The sequence below is a fragment of the Pseudomonas sp. FP1740 genome, assembly GCF_030687165.1.
Taxonomy (GTDB): domain Bacteria; phylum Pseudomonadota; class Gammaproteobacteria; order Pseudomonadales; family Pseudomonadaceae; genus Aquipseudomonas.
In genome coordinates, this window is the sequence record NZ_CP117461.1 from 4,824,854 (window position 1) to 4,846,412 (window position 21,559).

Here is a 21,559-nt window from a genome sequence, read left to right on the forward strand (position 1 = left end):
AAAAAATTCACTTCGCATAAATCCCGCACGAAAGCCTCTATCTCAAGCCTCTCCCGCCTGATCGAACCTCCAGGTGATGGGCTGGCTCAATTTTTTTCAAAAATTTATCTTGCGCGCAAAATATTAGCGAGCTAGATTCACTTCGAACTTACTTAGCGCGCAAACATTTAGCGCGAAACACCCAATCCAAAACGAGGCTCACACCATGCAAACTCTCTACACCGCAATCGCAACCTCCACCGGCGGCCGTGACGGTCGTGCGATCTCCAGCGACAACGTCCTCGACGTCAAACTCGCTACCCCGAAAGAACTCGGCGGTGCTGGCGGCGCGGCAACCAACCCTGAACAACTGTTCGCCGCCGGCTATTCCGCCTGCTTCATCGGCGCGCTGAAATTCGTCGCCAGCCAGACCAAACGCAAAATCCCCGACGACGCCTCGATCACCGCCCATGTCGGCATCGGCCAGATCCCTGGCGGTTTCGGCCTGGACATCGACTTGAACATCAACCTGCCGGGCCTTGAACAAGCCGATGCGCAAAGCCTGGTCGACGCCGCCCATCAGGTCTGCCCGTACTCCAACGCCACGCGTGGCAACGTCGATGTGCGCCTGCACGTTACCGTCTGACTCCAAGGACGAAACAGCGCCCACAAAAAAGCCCGACTCAATGGTCGGGCTTTTTCATTCCTCAAGCAGTGCTTATTTAGCACGGCCTTTGTAGGAACCGCCTTCGCGGGTATCGATCTCGATCATGTCGCCGATTTCGATGAAGTCAGCAACCGACAGCTCGGTACCGTTCTTCAGTTTGGCAGGCTTCATCACCTTGCCGGAAGTATCACCGCGAGCGGAGCCTTCGGTGTAGTCAACCTGACGCACGATAGTGGTCGGCAGTTCTACGGAAACCAGACGCTCTTCGAAGAAGATCGCTTCGCAAACATCGGTCATGCCTTCTTCAACGAAAGGCAGAACGGCTTCGATGTCTTCAGCGTTCAGCTCGTACATGGTGTAGTCAGTGGTGTCCATGAACGTGTAGGAGTCGCCGCTGATGAAGGACAGGGTCGCTTCTTTGCGGTCGAGGATCACGTCGTCCAGTTTGTCGTCGGCGCTGTAAACGGTCTCGGTCTTGTAACCGGTCAACAGGTTTTTCAGCTTGGTCTTCATGATCGCGCTGTTACGACCCGACTTGGTGAATTCAGCTTTCTGAACCAGCCAAGGATCGTTGTCGATACGGATCACCATACCGGGTTTCAGTTCTTTACCAGTTTTCATTGCGAATATCCGAATTTGGATGGGATTTACAAAAATCTAGGCCGCGTATCATATCCAATTTAGGTAAAACTGTACCAGCGCTGCGGCAAGATCTGCCTGCAAGGCTTGTTCCAGACACCACGCCTCGGCATGTTTTTCCAGTTCCGGCCAATGTTTGCGGGTTGATTTCCAGTGCTCGACCATTGTCTCACCTGCATTCCATGCCCGCCATAGACCGCTGATCGCCTCGCCAGCAGGTTTGGACAGGCCTTGGGTGTACAGGGTCAGGAAGGCGTCGAGCTTGTCCAGGTGGATATCTTCGTCCTGCCGATAGATGTGCCAGAGCAGTGGCCGGCCTGCCCATTGCGCGCGAACAAAGGAATCTTCGCCGCGCACGGCGTTGAAATCGCAGCTCCACAGCAGCAGGTCATATTGATCCTGCCGGACGAACGGCAGCACTTGCACGGTCAGGGCATCGCGCACATGCACCGCGCCGGCCGTCAGCCCGTCCACTGCGAGCCAGCGTTCGACGTCGCCGAGAATCCGCCCCTCGGGCACCAACAGATGAGTGGGCGTCGAGTCGGCAGCCATGGCGTCGAGCCAACTGGCCAGCCCGTTATTCTCGTAGGCGAACAGCGAGATCAGCTGTGCATTCGGGGCGCGTTCAACCCCCAGGCCTTGCAGGAATTCTCGCTGAGCCTCGGGACTTTGCTGAAACTGCCGACGCCGCTCGAGCAATCCCCTCTCACGCAGCAAGCCACCGGTGCCCTTGCGAAAACCCGGGAAGAAAAAGAACTTCTGCACGTTCTTGTACTTCACCGACGGCAAGCCGTGACAACCGACGACCCAGTCTTCGGCGCTCAGATAATCGAGGTTCATCCACAGCGGCGGCTTTTCCCGCTCGGCCATGGCCTCCATATAAGCACTCGGCAACTGGCAGGCGAACGCGGCAATAACGACATCTGCGGCTTCGGTGGGTTGCCAGTGCGCTGACCACTGCCGCACCTCGACACCCTGCTGCCACTGCTGCGTGGCGTGGATGTCGATTTCTGGACACAACCGCTCGAAGGCCCGCAGGTCATCGACCCACAAGCGCACCGTCACTGAATGTTCGGCCACCAGTTGGCGGGCCAGACGCCAGGTCACACCGATGTCGCCGAAATTGTCGACCACGGTGCAAAAAATGTCCCAGCGGGTTTTCATTTCAGGCATTCCAGGTTCCCGTTGGCAAAAGCGCCGATTGTCCGCATAAATTACCCCGCGCAGAAGAGCCGACGACGATTAATCTTCGTGCGACAATCGCCACTCGCCCGCGACCACCCGCCAGGAGGCAGTCATGCCCTACCGTCCCCACCCGCGCCGCTCCATGCCGATCCAGCTCAATGCGCTGCAACTGACCGGCAGCATCGCCCTCGGTTTGTGGCTGGGATTTATCGCGATCGCACTGACTTGCTGGCTCGCCTGGCGCCTGTTGTTCAACGAGCAATTGGCACCCTTGGCCCAGGCGGTGGAGCAACTGGCCAAGCCGCCGGTGATTGAACAACCCGCTGCGCAAAACCCGATGTTCGAACAGTACGAGGAACACCTGCGCAGGAACGATCAGCAGCAAATGGTGGAACAGGCCAGAAGCAGCAAACACAATCTGGCCAATCCAAAATGTCAGTTCTGGCTGCAACAGGACCAGACCGCGCCGAGCGAAAAAAGCCGCGCCAACGTCCTGCAATTCTGCGATTGATCATGAAGCTCTCTATGCACAAGCCGACCGTCCACCAACTGATTATCGACAAGCTGCGGATCGATCTCGACATCGCCGAGCGTGCCGCGCAAACCGCTTACGAAACCGCGACCCACGAAGAAAACATAGCCGAAAACAAGTACGACACCCTGGGGCTGGAGGCATCTTATCTGGCGGCCGGGCAGGCCAGGCGAGTGGAGGAAATCAAACTGTCATTGACCCTTTGCCAGAACCTGACACTGCGGCCTTATGACGAGCGGCGCGGCATCGAGGTCGGCGCCCTGCTCGGCCTGGAAGACGAAAAGGGTCGCGAACAATGGCTGTTCCTGGCCCCCGACGCAGCCGGATTGAAGATTGATCTGGTGGGGCAACTGATTACCGTCATCACCCCTCGTTCGCCACTGGGTAAAAGCCTGCTGGGCAAGTTCGAAGGGGATGAAGTGGAGATTCTGGTGGCGGGCGCTCGGCAACAGTTTGCTGTCACCGAGGTGGTCTAGCGTCTGTTGACGCTTAATGGACCGGCAGTTCGACGCCGTCGAACAGCTCTTCCAGTTCCTGTTTGTTGTGACACTGAATGGCCTTGGCCATCACTTCGCGGGTCAGATGCGGGGCGAACTTCTCGATGAAGTCGCACATGAAGCCACGCAGGAAAGTGCCGCGACGGAAACCGATTTTGGTAATACTGGATTCGAACAACTCGCTGGCATCGAGCACCACCAGGTCGCTATCGAGCTTGGTATCGACTGCCATTTTCGCCACGATACCCACACCCAGCCCCAGGCGAACGTATGTCTTGATCACGTCGGCGTCAGCGGCGGTGAACACCACTTTCGGTGTCAGGCCACGGTGGCTGAAGGCTTCGTCGAGTTTCGAACGGCCGGTGAAACCGAATACGTACGTCACGATCGGGTATTCGGCCAGGGCTTCGAGGGTCAGCTTCGACAGCTTGGTCAGCGGGTGGCCCTGAGGCACGACCACGCAGCGATTCCAGCGATAGCACGGCATCATCACCAGGTCACCGAACAGCTCCAGGGCTTCGGTGGCGATGGCGAAATCGACGGTGCCGTCCGCAGCCATCTCGGCGATCTGCATCGGCGAACCCTGGTGCATGTGCAGGGCAACGTCCGGGTATTGCTTGATGAAATTGCTGATCACCGGCGGCAATGCATAACGCGCCTGGGTGTGGGTGGTGGCGATCGACAGGGTGCCTTTTTTCTCGTTGGAGAATTCCTGGGCGATCTGTTTGATGCTTTCAACTTTGCGCAGGATCTCACCGGCGGTGGTGATGATGCGCTCGCCGGCCGGGGTAACGCGGGTCAGATGCTTGCCGCTGCGGGCGAAAACCTCGACCCCCAATTCGTCTTCCAGCAGACGAATCTGTTTGCTGATGCCCGGTTGCGAGGTGTAGAGGCTTTGGGCTGTAGCAGAAACGTTGAGGTCGTGGTGCGCCACTTCCCAGATGTAGCGCAATTGTTGAAGCTTCATATGAATCCCTCAAAGCAGGTAGACGCCACGGGCATCAGCGACGGTATATAACTATATTAATGGTTAGACCAATAAATCTAGAACTTTTTTGTCAAAATGCCATTATTCGTGTTCTAGCGATCCCCTTTGCGTCGACGCTCCACCAGCGGCACCAGATAGACCGGCACCCTGGCCAGTTGCAACACGCGCGCAGCGGTTCGACCCAACGGTGTTTCCGCGCCAGCACCATGGCTGTGACTCCCTACGATCAGCAAATCGACAGAGAGTTTCTGCGCCTGGTCGAGAATCACTTGCGACGGATCGCCCTGCAGCACCCGCACTGCCTGAATCCGCTGCAAATCCTGCACTCCTTCATCCCCCAGCTCTTCGCGAAAGTTGTCGAGCACCCGTTGCTGAATATTGGCGATCACATTGTTCAGACCCTGACTGTGAAATTCGTTCAAGGCCTTCTCGTCGAGATAGCTCTGCAACACGGATTCGGCAAACAGCCCCATGGGCTCTACCGCGTGCACCACATACAAGTCGGCATTGAATGTTCGAGCCAGTTCCAAGGCATGCTGCATCACCAATGGTGCGTACAGACCCAAGTCAGTGGCATACAGCATCGAACGAATCATATGACCTCCTCGAATGCCAACATGGCGGAGATTGATTCAGCTTAGCAGTGCCGTGGCGAGTGCGGCGCCCGGCGCAACGCATTGAACCGCCGGGCTTTAAACCGACGGTTCGTTACTGATGCCATGGGGCACGTGCCCGGTGGCAACCACTTCACGGGCCAACTCGCAATGGCCTGCCTGATCGTCGAAAAATACGTCGGCGGCAAAGGCCTCGAGAAAAGCCGATTTGGTCAGGCCGCCAAGAAACAGCGATTCATCCAGACGAATGTCCCATTCGCGCAAGGTGCGGATCACCCGTTCATGGGCCGGCGCCGATCGCGCGGTCACCAGCGCGGTGCGGATCGGACAGGCATCATCGGGGAACTCCTGCTGCAACAGATTGAGCGCCGCGAGGAAGCCTTTGAACGGCCCGCCACGCAAAGGCTCACGGGCCGCCTCACGCTCGCTGGCCTGAAACGCCGCCAGGCCTCCCGACTGATAGACCCGCTCCGACTCGTCGGAAAACAGCACCGCGTCACCGTCGAAAGCAATGCGCAATTCATCACTGGCGGCGCGACTGGCACCGCCCGATAGAATAGTCGCTGCGGCGAATCCGGCCTCCAGCGCATTGCGCACATCTTCGGCATGGGTCGAAAGAAACAGGTCGCAACCAAAAGCCTTGAGGTACGGATAAGGACTGCGCCCGCCGACGAACGCCGCACGCGAGATCGACAGGCCATAGTGATGAATCGAGTTGAAAACCCGCAGGCCGGTGTCGGCGCTGTTGCGCGACACCAGGATCACCTCGACCCGGGCACGGCCGAGACGGGTATTCAGGGACAGGAGTTTTTCCACCAACGGGAATGCATCGCCGGGCTCGAGAATTTCGTCTTCGTGTTCGATCTGGTACTGCCGATAAGCCTCGACGCCGCTCGACAGATAGACCTTGTGGCTCTCGCTCAAGTCGAACAGCGCTCGCGAAGAAATCGCCAGCACCAGTTTGTCGTCTATGACATTTGCCATGCCCTTCCCCCTTCTTGACCGACTCAGTGGTTACGTCGGTCGATAAAACTCAGGCTGCGATACAAGGCCTCGATTCGCGGCAACTCACATCCCGCCGCCTTCGCCGCTGCCAGTGGCCGAGTGTAGATGGCGTCCAGTTCCAGCGGCCGCTTGTGCAGAAAATCGTGATGCATGCTCGGCCAGTAGTCGGGCATTTTCTCGGTCATCATGAACAGATAATCGGCATAACCCGGCGGCATGTCATGACCGCAGGCCTTGGCCCCCTGAACCACTTCGGCCATCAAGGCCTGAATCAGTGCGCGGCTGTCGGCATTCGCCATCAACGGCGTGGTGCTGGCCCCGAGCAGCACCGACAGACCGTTGTAGGGAATATTCCAGACCAGTTTCTGCCAGCGCGCCTGCTGCAGATTCGGCATGGCCTGGGCGTCGATACCGGCAGTGCGGAACAATCCGGCGCCCTCCTCGACAATGTTCATGCGTGCCTGTGCATCGTCGGCGGGGCCACTGTGGTAGCCGACATTCACCGCCCCCAGTGCTTGATGGGTGATGACCCCGGGGCCGGCTCGATGGACGCAGATCAGACAAAGCCCGCCCAGCAGGTGCAGCGAATCGGGGAGCAACTCGCGCAGATGGTCTTCGACGTCCAGGCCATTTTGCAGCAACAGCACTTTGGCATCAGGTGCCGCGGCTTGAATAATGGCCGGTGCCAGGTCCGCGTTGCTGGTGGTTTTGGCGCCCACCAGCAGCCAGTCACAGGGCGGCATGTCGGCAGCCGACGAATAGGCCTGGACCGGGTTCAGGGTCAGCGGGCCCAACGACGCATGGTCAAGATGCAAGCCGCGTTCGGCCACCGCTGAAAACTCGCTGCGCAACAGAAAATGCACATCGAAGCCGGCACGCGCCAGCATCAGCCCGTAGAAACCACCGATCGCGCCGGTCCCGATAATGCCGATTGTCGGCTTGGCCACTGTGCCTGTCATGGCAGCTCCTCTGCTGGTCGATTCAACGCCTGCTCCACAGCCTCGTTGAGCGCTGTGCGGGTCAGGCGCGACTGTAGCGCCCCGAAATACTCACCGTCGCGCACCACGAACAGTGCCGGCAAATGAAAGACCCGATAACGCTCGACCACCCCGCCATTGCTTCCGGCATCAATCCAGCACAGCCGATCGACCGCCAGTTCGAGCCTGGGCAACTGCTCGCGGGCAAAACGGCAACTGGCGCAGCCGACGCTGGTAAAAATCACCAGTGAAATGCCGCTCATCGCCAGCAACCGTTGGTCGGCGTCGAAATCGGTCAGTTCCGATTCGACCACTATACTGGGAGAAACAGTGTCAAGTGGCCGACACAGGGAGTCCGTGTTCATGAGACGTTATCTTCCTCATCCTGACGATGTACCCGTCGAATTAACGTTGCTCAAACATGAGTGTATTTCGCGGCAAGAGCTGCACACTATCAGCCTCGGCGGCATGGCTTGCAATTACCACCGCGCGTGGCGCCACGGTACGGCGCTGGAAATACGCATGCCGACCCTGAACCCGGACTTGCGTTTCCTGGGTTATGTGGCGTGGTGTTTGCGACGAAAACGTGGCTATCTGGTGGGGATCGCCTTCGTCGACGAACAGACGCTGTTTTGCGCGCGGATGGGTGAGCAGATCTGCCAGATCGAACGTTACTGCCGTCAGCATGAACCCCAAAGCCAACAGCAGAACAATGAGACCCTGGCCCTCGAGTGGGTCCAGCAGCACGCCGACGAGTTCTCCCACGATACGGTCAGCAAGGCATTTGCGCAGCCAATGGCCGGTTAGGGTGCATTCCCCATCAGTTTCCCCGCCACGGTGGGGGAAACTGATGGGGAATGCCCATTAAACCGGTGTCTGCCCATTGTCGAGCCACGGTGTAACGCGCTAAGGTTCTGCTCCCCGACGCGCTTAATTTGCTGTGCTCCGCCGCGCGGGTTCGCTGGCGGCCGGCACCCGTGACCTGACGAGTAAACGATGGCTGATTTACCGATCAACGACCTAAACGTCGCCTCCAACGAGACCCTGATCACTCCCGATCAGCTCAAGCGTGATATCCCTCTGAGCGACGCTGCCCTGCGCACCGTCACCAAGGGCCGCGAAGTCATTCGCAACATTCTTGATGGCACCGACCACCGCCTGTTCGTCGTGATCGGGCCGTGCTCGATCCATGACATCAAGGCCGCCCACGAATACGCCGAGCGCCTGAAAGTGCTCGCGGCCGAAGTGTCCGATACCCTGTATCTGGTCATGCGCGTGTATTTCGAGAAGCCACGCACCACCGTTGGCTGGAAAGGCTTGATCAACGATCCGTACCTGGACGACTCGTTCAAGATTCAGGATGGCCTGCACATTGGTCGTCAGTTGCTGCTGGACCTGGCCGAGATGGGCCTGCCGACCGCGACCGAAGCCCTCGACCCGATCTCCCCGCAATACTTGCAGGACCTGATCAGCTGGTCGGCGATCGGCGCACGCACCACCGAATCCCAGACGCACCGTGAAATGGCTTCCGGCCTGTCTTCGGCCGTCGGCTTCAAGAACGGCACTGATGGCGGCCTGACGGTGGCCATCAACGCCCTGCAATCGGTTTCCAGCCCGCACCGTTTCCTGGGCATCAACCAGGAAGGTGGCGTATCGATCGTCACCACCAAGGGCAACGCCTATGGTCACGTGGTACTGCGCGGCGGCAACGGCAAGCCGAACTACGATTCGGTCAGCGTCGCGCTCTGCGAGCAAGCGCTGAAAAAGGCCAACATCAAGCCGAACATCATGGTCGATTGCAGCCACGCCAACTCCAACAAGGATCCGGCCCTGCAACCGCTGGTGATGGAGAACGTCGCCAACCAGATCCTCGAAGGCAACCAGTCAATCATCGGCCTGATGGTCGAAAGCCACCTGAACTGGGGCTGCCAGGCAATCCCGAAAGACCTCGCCGACCTGCAATACGGCGTGTCGATCACCGATGCCTGCATCGATTGGACTGCCACTGAAAACACCTTGCGCAGCATGCATGCCAAGCTCAAGGACGTATTGCCTAAACGCAATCGCAGCTGATCGCCGTTTCGCGCATAAAAAAACGCCAGGTTTAAACCTGGCGTTTTTTTATGCGTTGGTTTTGCTCACAACTTGGCGGCATGCCGCTGATGACGCTCCATGTAGCGCTCCACGTAGGAGCACGATGGAATCACCGTGTAGCCCATTTCATCAGCGTATTGCAGCGCCTGCTCGGTCAGAGCCGCCGCAATGCCGCGACCGCGCAACGCGTTGGGCACAAAAGTGCGATAAATATCCAGGGTCTGTTTTCCCAGATCCATATAGGTCAGGTAGGCACGATAACCGTCCACAGTGGTCTCGAACTGATGACCAGCCTGGTCATGGTGGATGGACAACGCCTCGCTCATCACTACTCCTCGCGGGTCTTTAATTCTGACCCCTACCTTACCGATGTTTTTCCGGCGAAGGAACAACTACGCCACCCCGTGCCTGAATGGACACCGAGAGAGCCGCACCAATCTCGCGCAACCGAGCACGTATCAAATAGTAGGCACCATTGGCAAAAATGCTCAAGGGACGCTCGTCATTGTGCATCGGGTGGCGGGTGTTGCCGCGGATTACGCAGGAACGGCTCGACCGAACGGGTCAAAGCCTGAACATTGCCGGATATTGAGACTTAAGACGAGCGCCCTTTGTTTAAGTCACCTCAACATGGATAAAGATTATGCGAGCGGCTGCGCAAAATTCGAACACAAGTGTAGACAAACCCATCTAGACGGACTTTGGGCAAGACCAAAAAACAGCTGCCGGGCCAGGGAACTTTTTCCCAACGGCTCGCTCAGTTCGGGCCTCGTAGCTGGATATTTTTTATACAACGCAGTTAAAAGTTGCTCGAAAAAGAATCAACGCCTACAATTTTTTTTGCTTCTTGCGCTACGTCAGTTTACTTACTACAAGTAATGGGTAGTATGTACGCCGGCTATTTCCTCACTCTGAGGAGACAGCTACTTAATAGAAAGTCCTTGAAGGGGAACACGATGAACAACGTTCTGAAATTCTCTGCTCTGGCTCTGGCCGCAGTTCTGGCTACCGGTTGCAGCAGCGTATCGAAAGAAACTGAAGCACGTCTGACTGCTACTGAAGACGCAGCAGCTCGCTCCCAAGCTCGTGCAGACGAAGCTTACCGTAAAGCTGATGAAGCTCTGGCTGCTGCTCAAAAAGCACAACAGACTGCTGACGAAGCTAACGAGCGTGCTCTGCGCATGCTGGAAAAAGCTAGCCGCAAGTAATAATCCTTCGGGATTGTTATCAAGCCGATCCATTTTTTGGGTCGGCTTTTTTATTGCCTGAGGTTTCTGCAGGCCATAAAAAACCCGCCGATGCGGCCTGCATCGGCGGGTTGCTTTAACGCGTTACTGCTGCAGGTCGATCGGCGCACTCGAGACCATCGGTGCCGACGTATTCGGCACGGCGATTTCCACCGGCAGGCCATCCTCAGCGGCGACCACGTCGCGCACTACATCCCAGTTCATGCGCAAGTTGTTGGTGATGTCCTCACGCTTGAGCATCGCATTGATCACGGCGGTGTGCTTGTCGACCACCGAAGGGTTGCCCTTGTCATCCAGCGGCGTGTGCGCTTCCAGATAAACCTTGCCGCCACTGAGGCCGAACTTGTACGGATCGTTGAGGATGCGTACCGACGTCCCTACCGGCACCATGCTGGCCATTTCCAGCACGTTGTTGTTGAACATGCGGAAGCAACCGTGGCTGGTACGCATGCCAATGCCGAACTTCTTGTTCGAACCGTGGATAAGGTACCCAGGAGTGCCCAGGGTGAATTTGAAGGGCCCCAGCGGGTTATCCGGACCGGCCGGCACTACGTTCGGCAGTGGGTCGCCATCGGCGGCGTGCTCGGCCTTGATCGACGCTGGAGGGGTCCAAGTCGGGTTCGGCGTCTTGGCGACGATGCTGGTGTGGGCAATCGGCGAACCCCAGCCTTCACGACCGATACCCAGCGGGAAGGTGTACACCACGTTCCGGCCTTTCGGGTAGTAGTAGAGGCGGTATTCAGCCAGGTTGATGACGATGCCTTCACGCGGGCCCGGCGGCAGGATGAAGCGCGTCGGCAGGACGATCTCGGTACCGGCGCCCGGCAGCCATGGATCGACGCCAGGGTTGGCCGCGACCATTTCCAAATAGCCCAGGTCGTAGGTGGTGCCAAGGTCGGCGAAGGTGTCTTCGTATTTGGCCTTGATCACTTGCACCTGGCCGACTATGTCTTCACCGGGTGGTGGCAGGGGCAACTCCAATGCTGCAACGGGACCCGCCACGCAGAGCGCAGCAAGAGACAGGCAGCGGGTGACGGCGGGAAAGCGCGGCAACATCCGGAAAATCCTTCGCATGATCGACAAGGGTATAAAAACCCGATTGTACACCGCCGCCCGTTATTTCGGGGAGATGCAAGACCTGCGGCGAGGGGGATTGCCTGTGGTGGAAGCTTTCCTGTGGCAAGGGAGCTTGCTTGTAGCGAGGGACCTACAGTTCGAACCGCAACTCAGGCCAGATCGGCGAGGTGCCGCGCTTTTGCGATTCCAGAATGGCCCGGCACAGCGAGCACAGGCGCTGGTCCTGGAAGACCGTGCGATCGACGCTCGACCAGCGTGGTTGCGCCGGCAACAGGCTGCCGCACAGGGTTCGGTCCGCCGAGCCGCCCAGCTCCAGCTGACGGGTCACCAGATGCACCCGCACTTCCTGGCAGGCGAACAGATCCAGCTGTTCGTCAGGCTCGATCAGTTGATAGGCAAAAAGGGACCAGGCGGGACGCGGCATCGGGGCCTCCAAATCGGGGGCGCCACCTTAGCCGAAACGCCGCCGCTAGAAAAGCGTCAAAGCAGCGGTTTCAGTGTCGGCCAGACATTTTCCAGCAACTTGCCCTGAGCCCCCGCCGCCGGGTGCAGGCCGTCGGATTGCATCAGGTCTGGATGACCGCCCACACCGTCGAGAAAAAACGGCACCAGCGGGATTTTTTTCTCGTCGGCCACCTTGGTGAAGACCTCGGCGAATGCCTGGGTGTAACGCACGCCATAGTTGGGTGGCAATTGCATGCCCAGCAACAGCACCTTAGCGCCACTGACGCGGGAGCTGTCGATCATCGACGCAAGATTTTGTTGCAATTGTGTTGGCGGCATTCCGCGCAAGCCATCATTGCCTCCCAACTCGAGGATGACGAGCTCAGGCTTATGCTCTGCAAGCAGCGCCGGCAGGCGTGCCCGGCCTCCGGCACTGGTGTCGCCACTGATGGATGCATTGACCACCTTATCGTCGAAACCTTCGTGCTTGAGCCGTTGCTCGAGCAATGACACCCACCCCAACCGGGTATCCAGGCCGAAACCGGCGCTGATACTATCGCCAACGATCAGGACTGTACCCGCCGCTGCGTTCTGGGCCATGCACATCAAGGCCAGGCCAGCACTCAAAAACCACACACGCATCGGATTCTCCATGGGCGCAAGCATTCTCACCGCGAAGAACCTCAGCAAAGTGGTTCCCAGCGCGGAAGGTGAACTGACTATCCTGCACGAACTCAGCCTGGAACTGAACAAGGGCGATAGCCTGGCCATTGTCGGCGCCTCCGGTTCCGGCAAATCCACCCTCCTCGGCCTGCTTGCCGGCCTCGACCTGCCGAGCAGCGGCGAAGTCACTCTCGCCGGCCAAGGCCTGAGCAACCTCGACGAAGACCAGCGCGCGCGCATTCGCGCCGAGCACGTGGGGTTTGTCTTCCAGTCCTTTCAACTGCTCGACAGCCTCAACGCCCTGGAAAACGTCATGCTGCCACTGGAGCTCGATGGCCGCAAAGACGCCCGTGAGCGTGCCACCCAGCTGTTGCAACGAGTCGGCCTGGGTCAACGCCTGACCCATTCGCCGCGCCAGCTCTCCGGTGGCGAACAGCAGCGCGTGGCGATTGCCCGTGCCTTCGCCGCCGAGCCCGATGTGTTGTTCGCCGATGAGCCCACCGGCAACCTCGACAGCCACACCGGCGAGCGCATCAGCGATCTGCTGTTCGAACTCAACAAGGAGCGCGGCACGACCCTGGTGCTGGTGACCCACGACGAACGCCTGGCACATCGCTGCCGGCGCCTGATCCGCCTTGAAGCCGGCCTGCTGGTCGCCCCTCTGGAGCCTTGATGGCACGCCTGCCGCTGTTGCGCCTGTTCAGTCTCGCCATTCGCCAACTGCTGCGCGATGCCCGCGCCGGTGAGTTGCGCGTGTTGTTCTTCGCCTTGCTGGTGGCCGTGGCGGCGAGTACCGCCATCGGTTACTTCGGTGCCCGCCTGAACGGTGCCATGATGCTGCGCGCCACCGAGTTTCTCGGCGCTGACTTGTTGCTGGAAGGCAGTTCGCCGGCGCGGCCGGAACAGATCAACAGTGGCATCGAGTTGGGCCTTGAACATGCTCAGGTGGTGGAATTTTCCAGTGTCATTGCCACCGACAACGGCATTCAGCTGTCCAGCATCAAAGCCGCCGATGACGTCTACCCGTTGCGCGGCGAACTGAAAAGCGCCCCCGCGCCGTTCGCGCAGGAAGCGCCCGGGGGCGGTCCGAAACCCGGCGAAGCCTGGGTTGAAGCGCGACTGCTGACTGCGCTGGACTTGAAGATCGGCGACAGCATCGATGTCGGCATGAAAACCCTGAAACTGGCGCGGGTGCTGACCTACGAACCGGATCGCGCCGGCAACTTCTACAGCCTGACGCCACGGGTGCTGATCAATCTCAGCGACCTCGAGGCGACCGGCGTGGTGCAACCCGGCAGCCGGGTCAGTTACCGCGAACTCTGGCGCGGCAACGCCCAGGCGCTGGAAACCTATCGTCAATTGATCAAGCCAGGCCTGGCCGCCAACCAGCGCATCCAGGATGCCCGCGATGGCAATCGGCAGATCGGCGGTGCCTTGGGCAAGGCCGAACGTTACTTGAACATGGCCAGCCTGGTGGCGGTGCTGCTGTCCGGCGTGGCGGTGGCGTTGTCGGCGACACGCTTCGCCACCCGCCGATTCGATGCCAGTGCATTGCTGCGCTGTCTGGGCCTGTCCCGCCGGGAAACCATGGTGCTGTTCAGTCTGCAACTGACGGTTCTCGGACTGCTCGCCAGCATCAGCGGCGCCCTGCTTGGGTGGCTGGCGCAGCTCGGGCTGTTTGCGCTGCTGCATGATTTACTGCCAACTGACGTCCCACCGGGAGGCCTGTTGCCGGCCATTGCGGGGATCGGCACCGGGCTGGTCGCGCTGGCCGGTTTCGCCCTGCCGCCGTTGGCCGCTTTGGGTCGGGTACCGCCGCTGCGGGTATTGCGCCGGGACTTGCTACCGATCCCCTCCAGCACCTGGATGATCTATGGCGCGGCGCTGGGTGCCCTCGGCCTGATCATGTGGCGCCTGAGCCTGGACCTGTTGCTGACCTTCGCCCTGCTCGGCGGCGGCGTGATCGCGGCGTTGGTGCTGGGTGGCTTACTGTTGCTACTGCTCAACAGCCTGCGCCGGATGTTGGCGCGTGCCTCATTGCCATGGCGTCTCGGGTTGGGCCAGCTGCTGCGCCATCCACTGGCGGCGGCGGGTCAATCCCTGGCCTTCGGCTTGATTCTACTGTCGATGGCGCTGATCGCTTTGCTGCGCGGCGAGTTGCTCGACACCTGGCAAAACCAGTTGCCGAAAAACGCTCCGAACTATTTCGCCCTGAACATTCTGCCGGCGGACAAACAAGCCTTTAGCGATCGGTTGATGGAGCTGTCAGCGCAATCGGCGCCGCTGTACCCGGTGGTGCCGGGACGGCTGATCAGCATCAATGGCGAGCCGGTGCAGGAGATCGTCAGCAAGGACTCGGCCGGTGACCGGGCCATTCAACGCGACCTGAGCCTGACCTGGGCAGCGGACCTGCCGGCGGGCAACAAGCTCACCGCCGGCAACTGGTGGGATCAGCAACCGGCGGATGAACTACCTGGTGTTTCGGTGGAAGGTAAAGTCGCCGAAAGCCTCAAGCTCAAGCTCGGCGATCACATGGTGTTTAGCGTTGGCGGGGTCAATCGGGAGGCGAAAGTCACCAGCCTGCGGGAGATTAACTGGGACAACTTCCAGCCAAACTTTTTCATGATCTTCCAGCCCGGCACCTTGAAAGACTTGCCGGCGACCTACCTCACCAGTTTCTATCTGGCGCCCGGTCACGATCAGCAGATCGTCGACTTGTCCCGCAGCTTTCCGGCGGTGACCATTCTGCAGGTCGAAGCGTTGCTGGAACAATTGCGCAGCATCCTCGCGCAAGTGACTCTGGCAGTGGAGTACGTGCTGTTGTTCGTGTTGGCGGCGGGGATGGCGGTGTTGTTCTCTGGCTTGCAGGCCACCCTCGATGAACGTATTCGCCAAGGCGCGTTGCTGCGAGCGCTGGGCGCCGAACGGCAGTTGCTGGTCAGGGCGCGGCGGATCGAGTTCGGCTTGCTCGGCGCGGTCAGCGGGCTGTTGGCGGCATTGGGCTCGGAACTGGTGAGCCTGGTGCTCTACCGCTACGCCTTCGATCTGCCCTGGCATCCGCATCCATGGCTGCTGGTAATGCCGCTGATCGGCGCGGTGCTGATCGGCGGTGCCGGTGTGTTCGGCACGCGCCGCGCCTTGAACGCCAGCCCGCTGACAGTCTTGCGCGAGGGTTGATAAACTCAAGTACGCTTGTTTAAAAACCCGATTCAAGAACTCAACCACAAGAAGTCGCCATGAGCCGTTATCGCCCTCCCCGCACCGCCGGCACCGCGTTGATCACCCCCGAAGGTGAAGCGCGGATGCGCGCCGAGTTTCATGAGCTCTGGCATGTGCGCCGACCGCAAGTGACGCAATCGGTCAGCGAGGCGGCGGCCCAGGGCGATCGCTCGGAAAACGCCGAATACACCTACGGCAAAAAGATGCTGCGCGAGATCGATAGCCGTGTGCGCTTTCTCACCAAACGGCTGGAAGCGCTCAAGGTGGTCAGTGAAAAGCCCAGCGATCCGAACAAGGTCTACTTTGGCGCCTGGGTCACGATCGAAGACGAGGACGGCAAAGAGTCGCGCTATCGCATCGTCGGCCCGGATGAGCTGGACCTGAAGCTAGGCCTGATCAGCATCGACTCACCGCTGGCCCGCGCCTTGATCGGCAAGGCACTGGACGCCGAAGTGCGCGTGCAGACACCAACCGGTGAGCAGTGCGTGTATATCGTGGCAATCGACTATTTTTGAGCCGCGGCGCTCTAGGCCGCAGCGCCCTGAGCCTCAGCAGCGGGCAATCAGCCCTTGGCGCGCAACGCGGGTCAGTTGCCTGATCACTTCAGGCGCGTCCTCGGCGCTGGGCGCCTGAATCACCGCCAAATCGAAACTGTCGGTCGCGAAGCGCTCCAGCGACTCGCCATCTTCGACAAACTGGATCAGGAATGCTGCCGGACCGCCGGTGCGACGTGGCCAGCCATCGAGGTAACGCAACAGCGTCGGCTGATGTTTACCGCCAAGCAGGATTTTTGGATTGCGCTGGGTGAGATGTGCCGTGATCGGCGCGGGGCGTACAACGGGGTTCAATGCATTCATTGTGTCGTGTCTCTGCCTCAAAAGTCTGCATGGCAGGTGAGAGGCAACACCGAACCAGCGCTTTAGCGGTATTTCGAAGCCTGTTTCAAGCTTCTATCGGCAACTGAATGAGTCACCTGGCGCCCCGCAAGTAGCTGTTTAAATCGGCGCATGGCAGCATCCTAGAGAAGCTGACCGGACAGTGTCAAGAATCGCCAGCAACAAAAAAGGCCCGCACAGTGCATCACACTGCGCGGGCCTTTTCGTTGAGTCAGAGCGGTCAGTCGGCGATGGCGCGGTCGACCGAGAGCTTGCCTGCGCCTTCGATCAGCACTGCGAGGCTGCCACCGAGCAAGGCCAGGGCGAATTCATAACCGTTGTTGGCCATGAACAGACCGTTGCTGATGTGCACCGAGAAAATCGCAACCAGCGAGAGGAAGGTCAGCCCCAACGCCGCCGGGCGTACCAGCAGGCCGATGATCAGCGCCAGACCGCCGAAGAATTCAGTACCACCGGCCAGGATTGCCATCAGGTGACCGGGCGCCAATCCAATGCTTTCCATGTACTGCGCGGTGCCGGCGATGCCGTAGCCGCCGAATGCCCCGAAGAGTTTCTGTGAGCCGTGGGCCGCGAAGATGATGCCGACGAAAATCCGCAGAATCGTCAGGCCGTAGCCAGCGCGGGTAGACAGTACCTTGTTGATCAGTGTGCTCATGCTGTGTCATCCATTGTGAGAGTGTGTTGGTTGGCCGCCATATTAATCGGTTTATCTCATGTTAAAAGCGCAAAAAACGCACCATAACAATCAGATTAGTCGATCATTTACGTAAGGCAACTTTCTGCCCCTGAGGCTCCAACGATTCCCGCTCCCGATCGAACGCCAGGTAATACTTGTTCACGCTATTAACATAGCTGACAGCCCCCATTCCCACCTGCTCCATGGCGATGCGCTCAACCTGGAAAAACCACTGATTAGGATTCAGGCCGCGGCGCCGAGCCTCGGCCCGCATGCCCTGGACCCGCTCCGGCCCCATGTTGTAGGCCGCCAGCACGAACGCCATGCGCTCGCGCTCGTTGAGTTTGGGGCTGGCAAAGAATTTGCGGCGGATCATCGCCAGGTACTTGGCGCCGGCCTGCACATTGGCATCGAGATTCTGAATGTCACTCACGCCAACCCGTTGGGCGGCCGATGGTGTTATTTGCATCAGGCCGGTGGGGCCGCCTCCACTTCTGGCGGTGGGTTGCAGCGCCGATTCCTTGAACGCCAGCGCTGCCAGGTTCAGCCAGTCCATGTCCTGGGCTTGAGCGTGTTTTTGCAGCACCGGTCGAAGTTTTTCCAGGCGCTGACGATCGGCCTTGGCCAAGGGATAGTGCACTTGATACAGGCGCCGGTAGATCCGCAGGAACGCCGCATCCTGGTCCGACGGTTGCTTGTAGGTGGTCAGGAAACGGTCGATGCTCGCCCGCAGCATCGAGGCGTCGCGACGCACGAACCAATATTCCTCGCCCGGCTCATTGATGAGCACCTGTCGATCGAAGCGCAACTTGGGCAGGATCTTGCCCCAGCGCTCGGCGATCGGTTGCTCGACGATGGTCAGATGGAAGATCCCGCCCTGGACCATTTCCAGTACGTCCTCGACGGCCAGGCTTGGGTCGACCCACTCGATCTTCACCGGCGGCAGTTTGTGCAGCGCGAGCTTCTGATTGATCTGGCTGACCGCATCCCCGGCAGCACTGCCGGTGGGCAGCGCGAGGGTTTTACCCGAGAGTTGTTCGAGGTGGGTGTAACGCCTTTCGCCTTTGATCCCCACCAGCAGCAACGGCACGTTGCTGGTAATCGGCTCACTGGTGCTGACTGCGTGCCCCGATTGCGGATCGAGCAATTCCCCCGGTGCGACCAGATCACCCTCCCCGCGCTGCAACGCGCCGAGCAGTTGATCCTTGGCTTTGGGAATGATCTTGAGGGTGATTTCCTGGCCATCACGGGCGTGGCCATTAAGGTATTGCTCGAAAGCCCGCAGGCGGTGGTATTCGACGCCGATGGCCTGGCCCTGGACTTCGCCGGAGCTGTTGCGGCTCTGGTTGACCAGCACCCGCAGCACACGGCTACTGCGAATCTCCGCCAGGTCACGGACCTTGGCTGCCGGTACAGCTTGCAACGGCCCGGCCAGACGCGCAACCGCCGGCATCGGCAGCAGCAACGAACAACACAGCAGTAACAAAACCGAGGGACGTGTCATCCACTCTCCGGAAAGAATACTGGCCAACCTCATGAGTGATTTCATGACATCGGGCAACAGAAACAGAGCGCTTGAAGCGCTGATAAAGTGCGAGAGAGTGGCACAGTGATGGCAAATCTACCAACCCCGACCTGCCTCGCGGCCTCAACAGACAGCTTTAACTCGTTGTAGTTCTTGGTTTTTCTTATAAATCTACAGCTCTGATATGCTTTCCGGCCTTTGGTCCGAGGTAGCACCATGCAACTCATCGATATCGGCGTCAACCTGACCAACCCCAGTTTTGCCGACAAACACCAGGCTGTACTCGACCGTGCCTACGCTGCCGGGGTCTGCCAACTGGTGCTTACCGGGACCAGCGTCGAGGGCAGCGAACAGGCGCTGGAACTGTGCCGGCAACTGGACGAAAGCGCTCAACGACTGTTCGCTACCGCCGGCATTCACCCGCATTCAGCCAGCGACTGGAACGCCGACAGCGCCCAACGTCTGCGCAGTTTGCTCAAGGAGCCGAACGTAGTGGCCGTGGGTGAATGCGGCCTCGATTTCAATCGTGATTTCTCACCCCGCCCGCAGCAGGAAAAAGTCCTCGAAGAACATCTGGCAATGGCGGTCGAACTGCAACTACCGGTGTTCCTGCATGAACGTGACGCCAGCCAACGATTGCTGGAGATCCTGCACGATTACCGCGATCAATTGCCGGCCGCCGTGGTGCACTGCTTCACCGGAGAAAAGAAGGCGCTGTTCAGCTATCTCGATCTGGATTTGCACATCGGCATCACTGGCTGGATCTGCGACGAACGCCGGGGCACGCACCTGCATCCGTTGGTCAAGGAAATTAAACGCGGGCGCTTGATGCTGGAGAGCGACGCGCCGTATCTGCTGCCCCGCAGCTTGCGCCCCAAGCCGAAGAACGGTCGCAACGAGCCGGCGTATCTGACTGAAGTGTTGCGTGAAGTGGCGTTGCATCGCGGGGAAAGCATGGAAGATCTCGCCGCCCACAGCACCGCCAGCGCGCGGGCATTTTTCGGGTTGCCCTCAATCCCCCAGTAACCACTTGAGAACCGTAGCGGTCATTGACCCATATCAAGATTCGACGCACTGAGTAGCGGCACAATAATGGCACCTTGCCAAAACTGTTACCGCTATCAGAGAAGACCTCCATGGGTGCCTGGCTTAGCAATATCTCGCTGAAATACAAATTCTGGGCGGTCAACGCGGTCGCCTTTGTCACCACCCTGTTGCTGGTGCTGTACGCCGTGCAGCTTGAACAACAGGCCCGCAGTCACGCCGCGCAAGTATCGGCCCAGGCCCAGGCACGATTGCTCAGTGCCTGGCCTGTCGGGCAGCCGCTGCCCAAGGCCGACAACCTGCTGACCTTCAATCGTGGGCAGGCGCCTTTACTGAACGGGCAACCGCTTCTGGAACTGACCGATACCCTCGGCTGGATCCAGATCAATGCCATGCCGCTGTTCGGGGAAAATCCGTTGATGGGTGCCGAGGTGTTCGCTCGTCCCGACGGTCAACAGGTCGCGGTCGTTGCCTACGGCCCGAGCCTGAGCCAGGTATTCGGCGAGCGCTTCACCCACTACGCGGTAGCGGTGTTCATCCTGATGCTGGCGATGCTCGGCGCGTCGCAACTGTTGATCCGCTTCCTGCTCAGCCAGCTCAACACCTTGAAAGACGTGATGCTCCACGTCGAGAAAAGCGGCGACCTGTCGGCCCGTGTGCCACTGGCCTGCAAGGACGAAGTCGGGCAGATGGCCAATGCCTTCAATGCCATGCAGGCCGGCTACCAGCGGGTGGTCAACACTGTCGCCAGCACCGCCCGGCAACTGGACGTCGGCGCCGCGCGACTGGCCGCGAGCATGAATGAAGTGCGTCACGGCATGCTCGGCCAGCAAAGCGAAACCGATCAGGCCGCCACGGCGATCAACGAAATGACCACCACGGTCCATCACATTGCCCAACACGCCGGCGCCACCCGCGACCTCTCGCAAACCGCCGACACCCTGGCCGGCAGCGGTCAGGAAGTGGTGACTCGGGTACAAAAATCGATTGGCGGATTGTCCACCGGCGTGCAGCAAACCGCCGAGATGATTCAGCGCCTGGCCGAGGACAGCCAGAAGATCAACGGCGTGGTCAACGTGATTCACAGCATCGCTGAACAAACCAACCTGCTGGCCCTGAACGCGGCCATCGAAGCGGCCCGGGCCGGTGAAATGGGCCGAGGGTTTGCGGTAGTCGCCGATGAAGTGCGCAACCTGGCCAAACGGGTCCAGACGTCCACCGACGAGATCACCACCATGGTTTCAGCGCTGCAGGCCGGGACCCGGGACGCGGTGGACTTCATGCAGGAAAGTTCGTACAAGGCGGACGACTGCATGCAACAGGCCCAGGAAGCCAGTGTGGCCCTGGCTGAAATCACCGGTGCGGTGGCGCAAATGCGTGAAAGCAATACGCAGATCGCGGTGGCGGCCGAGCAGCAGAGTCATGTGGCGGAGGAGATGAATCGGGCCGTGGTGAGCATTCGCGACGTGACCGAGAACACCGTGAAGCAGACCGTGAACTCGGCGATTACCAGCAATGAATTGGCGATGTTGGCCGGGGAATTAAGCAAGGCCATCGGGCAGCTCAAGCTTTAAGGGCCCGCGAAGGCGGT

25 protein-coding genes are annotated in these 21,559 nt (G+C 59.6%); 11 read left to right on the top strand and 14 right to left on the bottom strand.

The genetic code is table 11. The features are described from left to right. Nucleotides 1-205: 205 nt before the first annotated feature. Nucleotides 206-625: an organic hydroperoxide resistance protein gene (locus PSH69_RS21485; protein ID WP_305409752.1), complete on the top strand. Its 420-nt coding sequence runs from the start codon at nt 206-208 to the stop codon at nt 623-625. 72 nt (nt 626-697) lie between these two features. Here PSH69_RS21485 and PSH69_RS21490 read toward each other — a convergent pair whose 3' ends face one another. Together PSH69_RS21490 and earP are read right to left on the bottom strand one after the other, a co-directional pair. Continuing rightward, nucleotides 698-1,267 carry an elongation factor P gene (locus tag PSH69_RS21490; RefSeq protein ID WP_007940000.1) on the bottom strand — a complete coding sequence of 190 codons (570 nt, stop codon included), beginning with the start codon at nt 1,265-1,267 and terminating at the stop codon, nt 698-700. A 48-nt stretch (nt 1,268-1,315) separates the two neighbouring features. Further along, complete coding sequence (earP, locus tag PSH69_RS21495; RefSeq protein ID WP_033051726.1) at nt 1,316-2,458, bottom strand: elongation factor P maturation arginine rhamnosyltransferase EarP; 1,143 nt, start codon at nt 2,456-2,458, stop codon at nt 1,316-1,318. Nucleotides 2,459-2,582: 124 nt separating this feature from the next. Here earP and PSH69_RS21500 point away from each other — a divergent pair, with 124 nt between their 5' ends. Then, complete coding sequence (locus tag PSH69_RS21500) at nt 2,583-2,981, top strand: hypothetical protein (RefSeq protein WP_007939998.1); 399 nt, start codon at nt 2,583-2,585, stop codon at nt 2,979-2,981. Nucleotides 2,982-2,995: 14 nt separating this feature from the next. Further along, nucleotides 2,996-3,478: a transcription elongation factor GreAB gene (locus tag PSH69_RS21505; protein ID WP_305409758.1), complete on the top strand. Its 483-nt coding sequence runs from the start codon at nt 2,996-2,998 to the stop codon at nt 3,476-3,478. Between the two features lie 13 nt (nt 3,479-3,491). Here the strand turns inward: PSH69_RS21505 and cysB are convergent, their stop codons facing one another. The 5 genes from cysB to PSH69_RS21530 all read right to left on the bottom strand — a co-directional run bounded on the left by cysB (nt 3,492) and on the right by PSH69_RS21530 (nt 7,448). Continuing rightward, a complete protein-coding gene (cysB, locus tag PSH69_RS21510; protein WP_007899921.1) occupies nt 3,492-4,466 on the bottom strand; it encodes an HTH-type transcriptional regulator CysB in 975 nt (324 codons plus the stop codon). A 113-nt stretch (nt 4,467-4,579) separates the two neighbouring features. Then, nucleotides 4,580-5,083 (bottom strand): universal stress protein, encoded by a 504-nt coding sequence (locus PSH69_RS21515; protein WP_305409760.1) that lies wholly within the window; start codon nt 5,081-5,083, stop codon nt 4,580-4,582. 96 nt (nt 5,084-5,179) lie between these two features. Then, nucleotides 5,180-6,085 carry a 5'-nucleotidase gene (locus tag PSH69_RS21520; protein WP_305409761.1) on the bottom strand — a complete coding sequence of 302 codons (906 nt, stop codon included), beginning with the start codon at nt 6,083-6,085 and terminating at the stop codon, nt 5,180-5,182. A 23-nt stretch (nt 6,086-6,108) separates the two neighbouring features. Then, a complete protein-coding gene (locus tag PSH69_RS21525; RefSeq protein ID WP_305409762.1) occupies nt 6,109-7,065 on the bottom strand; it encodes a putative 2-dehydropantoate 2-reductase in 957 nt (318 codons plus the stop codon). Further along, on the bottom strand, nt 7,062-7,448 hold the full coding sequence (locus PSH69_RS21530; RefSeq protein WP_026286693.1) for a co-chaperone YbbN: 387 nt from the start codon (nt 7,446-7,448) through the stop codon (nt 7,062-7,064). Before PSH69_RS21530 ends, PSH69_RS21525 begins: the two co-directional genes overlap by 4 nt. Between PSH69_RS21530 and PSH69_RS21535 the strand changes: the two genes are divergently transcribed. Both PSH69_RS21535 and PSH69_RS21540 read left to right on the top strand, forming a co-directional pair. Beyond that, on the top strand, nt 7,447-7,890 hold the full coding sequence (locus PSH69_RS21535) for a PilZ domain-containing protein (RefSeq protein ID WP_081625788.1): 444 nt from the start codon (nt 7,447-7,449) through the stop codon (nt 7,888-7,890). The two genes, PSH69_RS21530 and PSH69_RS21535, sit on opposite strands and share 2 nt — an antisense overlap. Before the next feature lie 189 nt (nt 7,891-8,079). After that, a complete protein-coding gene (locus tag PSH69_RS21540; protein ID WP_018929799.1) occupies nt 8,080-9,156 on the top strand; it encodes a 3-deoxy-7-phosphoheptulonate synthase in 1,077 nt (358 codons plus the stop codon). A gap of 65 nt (nt 9,157-9,221) precedes the next feature. Here PSH69_RS21540 and PSH69_RS21545 read toward each other — a convergent pair whose 3' ends face one another. Next, nucleotides 9,222-9,503: a GNAT family N-acetyltransferase gene (locus PSH69_RS21545; RefSeq protein ID WP_007939987.1), complete on the bottom strand. Its 282-nt coding sequence runs from the start codon at nt 9,501-9,503 to the stop codon at nt 9,222-9,224. A 630-nt stretch (nt 9,504-10,133) separates the two neighbouring features. Between PSH69_RS21545 and oprI the strand changes: the two genes are divergently transcribed. Next, the gene (oprI, locus tag PSH69_RS21550) at nt 10,134-10,385 is read left to right on the top strand and encodes an outer membrane lipoprotei OprI (protein WP_003172710.1); all 252 of its coding nucleotides are present in this window, start codon (nt 10,134-10,136) and stop codon (nt 10,383-10,385) included. Nucleotides 10,386-10,508: 123 nt separating this feature from the next. Here oprI and PSH69_RS21555 read toward each other — a convergent pair whose 3' ends face one another. The 3 genes from PSH69_RS21555 to PSH69_RS21565 all read right to left on the bottom strand — a co-directional run bounded on the left by PSH69_RS21555 (nt 10,509) and on the right by PSH69_RS21565 (nt 12,587). Beyond that, a complete protein-coding gene (locus tag PSH69_RS21555) occupies nt 10,509-11,480 on the bottom strand; it encodes a L,D-transpeptidase family protein (RefSeq protein ID WP_018929800.1) in 972 nt (323 codons plus the stop codon). Between the two features lie 151 nt (nt 11,481-11,631). Next, complete coding sequence (locus PSH69_RS21560) at nt 11,632-11,925, bottom strand: hypothetical protein (protein ID WP_007899882.1); 294 nt, start codon at nt 11,923-11,925, stop codon at nt 11,632-11,634. 56 nt (nt 11,926-11,981) lie between these two features. Next, a complete protein-coding gene (locus PSH69_RS21565; RefSeq protein ID WP_305409767.1) occupies nt 11,982-12,587 on the bottom strand; it encodes an arylesterase in 606 nt (201 codons plus the stop codon). A gap of 10 nt (nt 12,588-12,597) precedes the next feature. Between PSH69_RS21565 and PSH69_RS21570 the strand changes: the two genes are divergently transcribed. Genes PSH69_RS21570 through greB form a run of 3 tightly spaced genes read left to right on the top strand, consistent with a single transcriptional unit; the run spans nt 12,598 to nt 16,342 of the window. Beyond that, a complete protein-coding gene (locus PSH69_RS21570) occupies nt 12,598-13,281 on the top strand; it encodes an ABC transporter ATP-binding protein (RefSeq protein ID WP_016770883.1) in 684 nt (227 codons plus the stop codon). Next, nucleotides 13,281-15,785, top strand: coding sequence for an ABC transporter permease (locus tag PSH69_RS21575; RefSeq protein ID WP_305409768.1), 2,505 nt, complete (start codon nt 13,281-13,283; stop codon nt 15,783-15,785). Before PSH69_RS21570 ends, PSH69_RS21575 begins: the two co-directional genes overlap by 1 nt. 59 nt (nt 15,786-15,844) lie before the next feature. Further along, entirely contained in the window at nt 15,845-16,342 is a 498-nt protein-coding gene (gene greB / locus PSH69_RS21580; RefSeq protein ID WP_018929803.1) for a transcription elongation factor GreB, read from the top strand. A 33-nt stretch (nt 16,343-16,375) separates the two neighbouring features. Here the strand turns inward: greB and PSH69_RS21585 are convergent, their stop codons facing one another. The 3 genes from PSH69_RS21585 to PSH69_RS21595 form a co-directional block, all read right to left on the bottom strand. After that, complete coding sequence (locus tag PSH69_RS21585) at nt 16,376-16,684, bottom strand: hypothetical protein (protein WP_007939981.1); 309 nt, start codon at nt 16,682-16,684, stop codon at nt 16,376-16,378. A 259-nt stretch (nt 16,685-16,943) separates the two neighbouring features. Beyond that, nucleotides 16,944-17,378, bottom strand: coding sequence for a DoxX family protein (locus PSH69_RS21590; RefSeq protein WP_019582550.1), 435 nt, complete (start codon nt 17,376-17,378; stop codon nt 16,944-16,946). Between the two features lie 103 nt (nt 17,379-17,481). Then, nucleotides 17,482-18,903: a transglycosylase SLT domain-containing protein gene (locus tag PSH69_RS21595; RefSeq protein WP_305409772.1), complete on the bottom strand. Its 1,422-nt coding sequence runs from the start codon at nt 18,901-18,903 to the stop codon at nt 17,482-17,484. Nucleotides 18,904-19,140: 237 nt separating this feature from the next. Between PSH69_RS21595 and PSH69_RS21600 the strand changes: the two genes are divergently transcribed. Further along, a complete protein-coding gene (locus PSH69_RS21600; protein ID WP_018929806.1) occupies nt 19,141-19,950 on the top strand; it encodes a TatD family hydrolase in 810 nt (269 codons plus the stop codon). A gap of 110 nt (nt 19,951-20,060) precedes the next feature. Beyond that, the gene (locus PSH69_RS21605) at nt 20,061-21,542 is read left to right on the top strand and encodes a methyl-accepting chemotaxis protein (RefSeq protein WP_305409773.1); all 1,482 of its coding nucleotides are present in this window, start codon (nt 20,061-20,063) and stop codon (nt 21,540-21,542) included. The last annotated feature ends 17 nt before the right edge of the window (nt 21,543-21,559 follow it).

What these genes read in the sequence shown, in the direction of transcription:
- PSH69_RS21590 (WP_019582550.1), bottom strand. Translation starts at nt 17,378, where the DNA reads ATGAGCACACTGATCAACAAGGTACTGTCTACCCGCGCTGGCTACGGC.
- oprI (WP_003172710.1), top strand. Translation starts at nt 10,134, where the DNA reads ATGAACAACGTTCTGAAATTCTCTGCTCTGGCTCTGGCCGCAGTTCTG.
- cysB (WP_007899921.1), bottom strand. Translation starts at nt 4,466, where the DNA reads ATGAAGCTTCAACAATTGCGCTACATCTGGGAAGTGGCGCACCACGAC.
- PSH69_RS21545 (WP_007939987.1), bottom strand. Translation starts at nt 9,503, where the DNA reads ATGAGCGAGGCGTTGTCCATCCACCATGACCAGGCTGGTCATCAGTTC.
- PSH69_RS21520 (WP_305409761.1), bottom strand. Translation starts at nt 6,085, where the DNA reads ATGGCAAATGTCATAGACGACAAACTGGTGCTGGCGATTTCTTCGCGA.
- PSH69_RS21565 (WP_305409767.1), bottom strand. Translation starts at nt 12,587, where the DNA reads ATGCGTGTGTGGTTTTTGAGTGCTGGCCTGGCCTTGATGTGCATGGCC.
- PSH69_RS21605 (WP_305409773.1), top strand. Translation starts at nt 20,061, where the DNA reads ATGGGTGCCTGGCTTAGCAATATCTCGCTGAAATACAAATTCTGGGCG.
- PSH69_RS21595 (WP_305409772.1), bottom strand. Translation starts at nt 18,903, where the DNA reads ATGACACGTCCCTCGGTTTTGTTACTGCTGTGTTGTTCGTTGCTGCTG.
- PSH69_RS21560 (WP_007899882.1), bottom strand. Translation starts at nt 11,925, where the DNA reads ATGCCGCGTCCCGCCTGGTCCCTTTTTGCCTATCAACTGATCGAGCCT.
- PSH69_RS21585 (WP_007939981.1), bottom strand. Translation starts at nt 16,684, where the DNA reads ATGAATGCATTGAACCCCGTTGTACGCCCCGCGCCGATCACGGCACAT.
- PSH69_RS21540 (WP_018929799.1), top strand. Translation starts at nt 8,080, where the DNA reads ATGGCTGATTTACCGATCAACGACCTAAACGTCGCCTCCAACGAGACC.
- PSH69_RS21600 (WP_018929806.1), top strand. Translation starts at nt 19,141, where the DNA reads ATGCAACTCATCGATATCGGCGTCAACCTGACCAACCCCAGTTTTGCC.
- earP (WP_033051726.1), bottom strand. Translation starts at nt 2,458, where the DNA reads ATGCCTGAAATGAAAACCCGCTGGGACATTTTTTGCACCGTGGTCGAC.
- greB (WP_018929803.1), top strand. Translation starts at nt 15,845, where the DNA reads ATGAGCCGTTATCGCCCTCCCCGCACCGCCGGCACCGCGTTGATCACC.
- PSH69_RS21505 (WP_305409758.1), top strand. Translation starts at nt 2,996, where the DNA reads ATGCACAAGCCGACCGTCCACCAACTGATTATCGACAAGCTGCGGATC.
- PSH69_RS21530 (WP_026286693.1), bottom strand. Translation starts at nt 7,448, where the DNA reads ATGAACACGGACTCCCTGTGTCGGCCACTTGACACTGTTTCTCCCAGT.
- PSH69_RS21490 (WP_007940000.1), bottom strand. Translation starts at nt 1,267, where the DNA reads ATGAAAACTGGTAAAGAACTGAAACCCGGTATGGTGATCCGTATCGAC.
- PSH69_RS21570 (WP_016770883.1), top strand. Translation starts at nt 12,598, where the DNA reads ATGGGCGCAAGCATTCTCACCGCGAAGAACCTCAGCAAAGTGGTTCCC.
- PSH69_RS21575 (WP_305409768.1), top strand. Translation starts at nt 13,281, where the DNA reads ATGGCACGCCTGCCGCTGTTGCGCCTGTTCAGTCTCGCCATTCGCCAA.
- PSH69_RS21515 (WP_305409760.1), bottom strand. Translation starts at nt 5,083, where the DNA reads ATGATTCGTTCGATGCTGTATGCCACTGACTTGGGTCTGTACGCACCA.
- PSH69_RS21535 (WP_081625788.1), top strand. Translation starts at nt 7,447, where the DNA reads ATGAGACGTTATCTTCCTCATCCTGACGATGTACCCGTCGAATTAACG.
- PSH69_RS21500 (WP_007939998.1), top strand. Translation starts at nt 2,583, where the DNA reads ATGCCCTACCGTCCCCACCCGCGCCGCTCCATGCCGATCCAGCTCAAT.
- PSH69_RS21485 (WP_305409752.1), top strand. Translation starts at nt 206, where the DNA reads ATGCAAACTCTCTACACCGCAATCGCAACCTCCACCGGCGGCCGTGAC.
- PSH69_RS21525 (WP_305409762.1), bottom strand. Translation starts at nt 7,065, where the DNA reads ATGACAGGCACAGTGGCCAAGCCGACAATCGGCATTATCGGGACCGGC.
- PSH69_RS21555 (WP_018929800.1), bottom strand. Translation starts at nt 11,480, where the DNA reads ATGTTGCCGCGCTTTCCCGCCGTCACCCGCTGCCTGTCTCTTGCTGCG.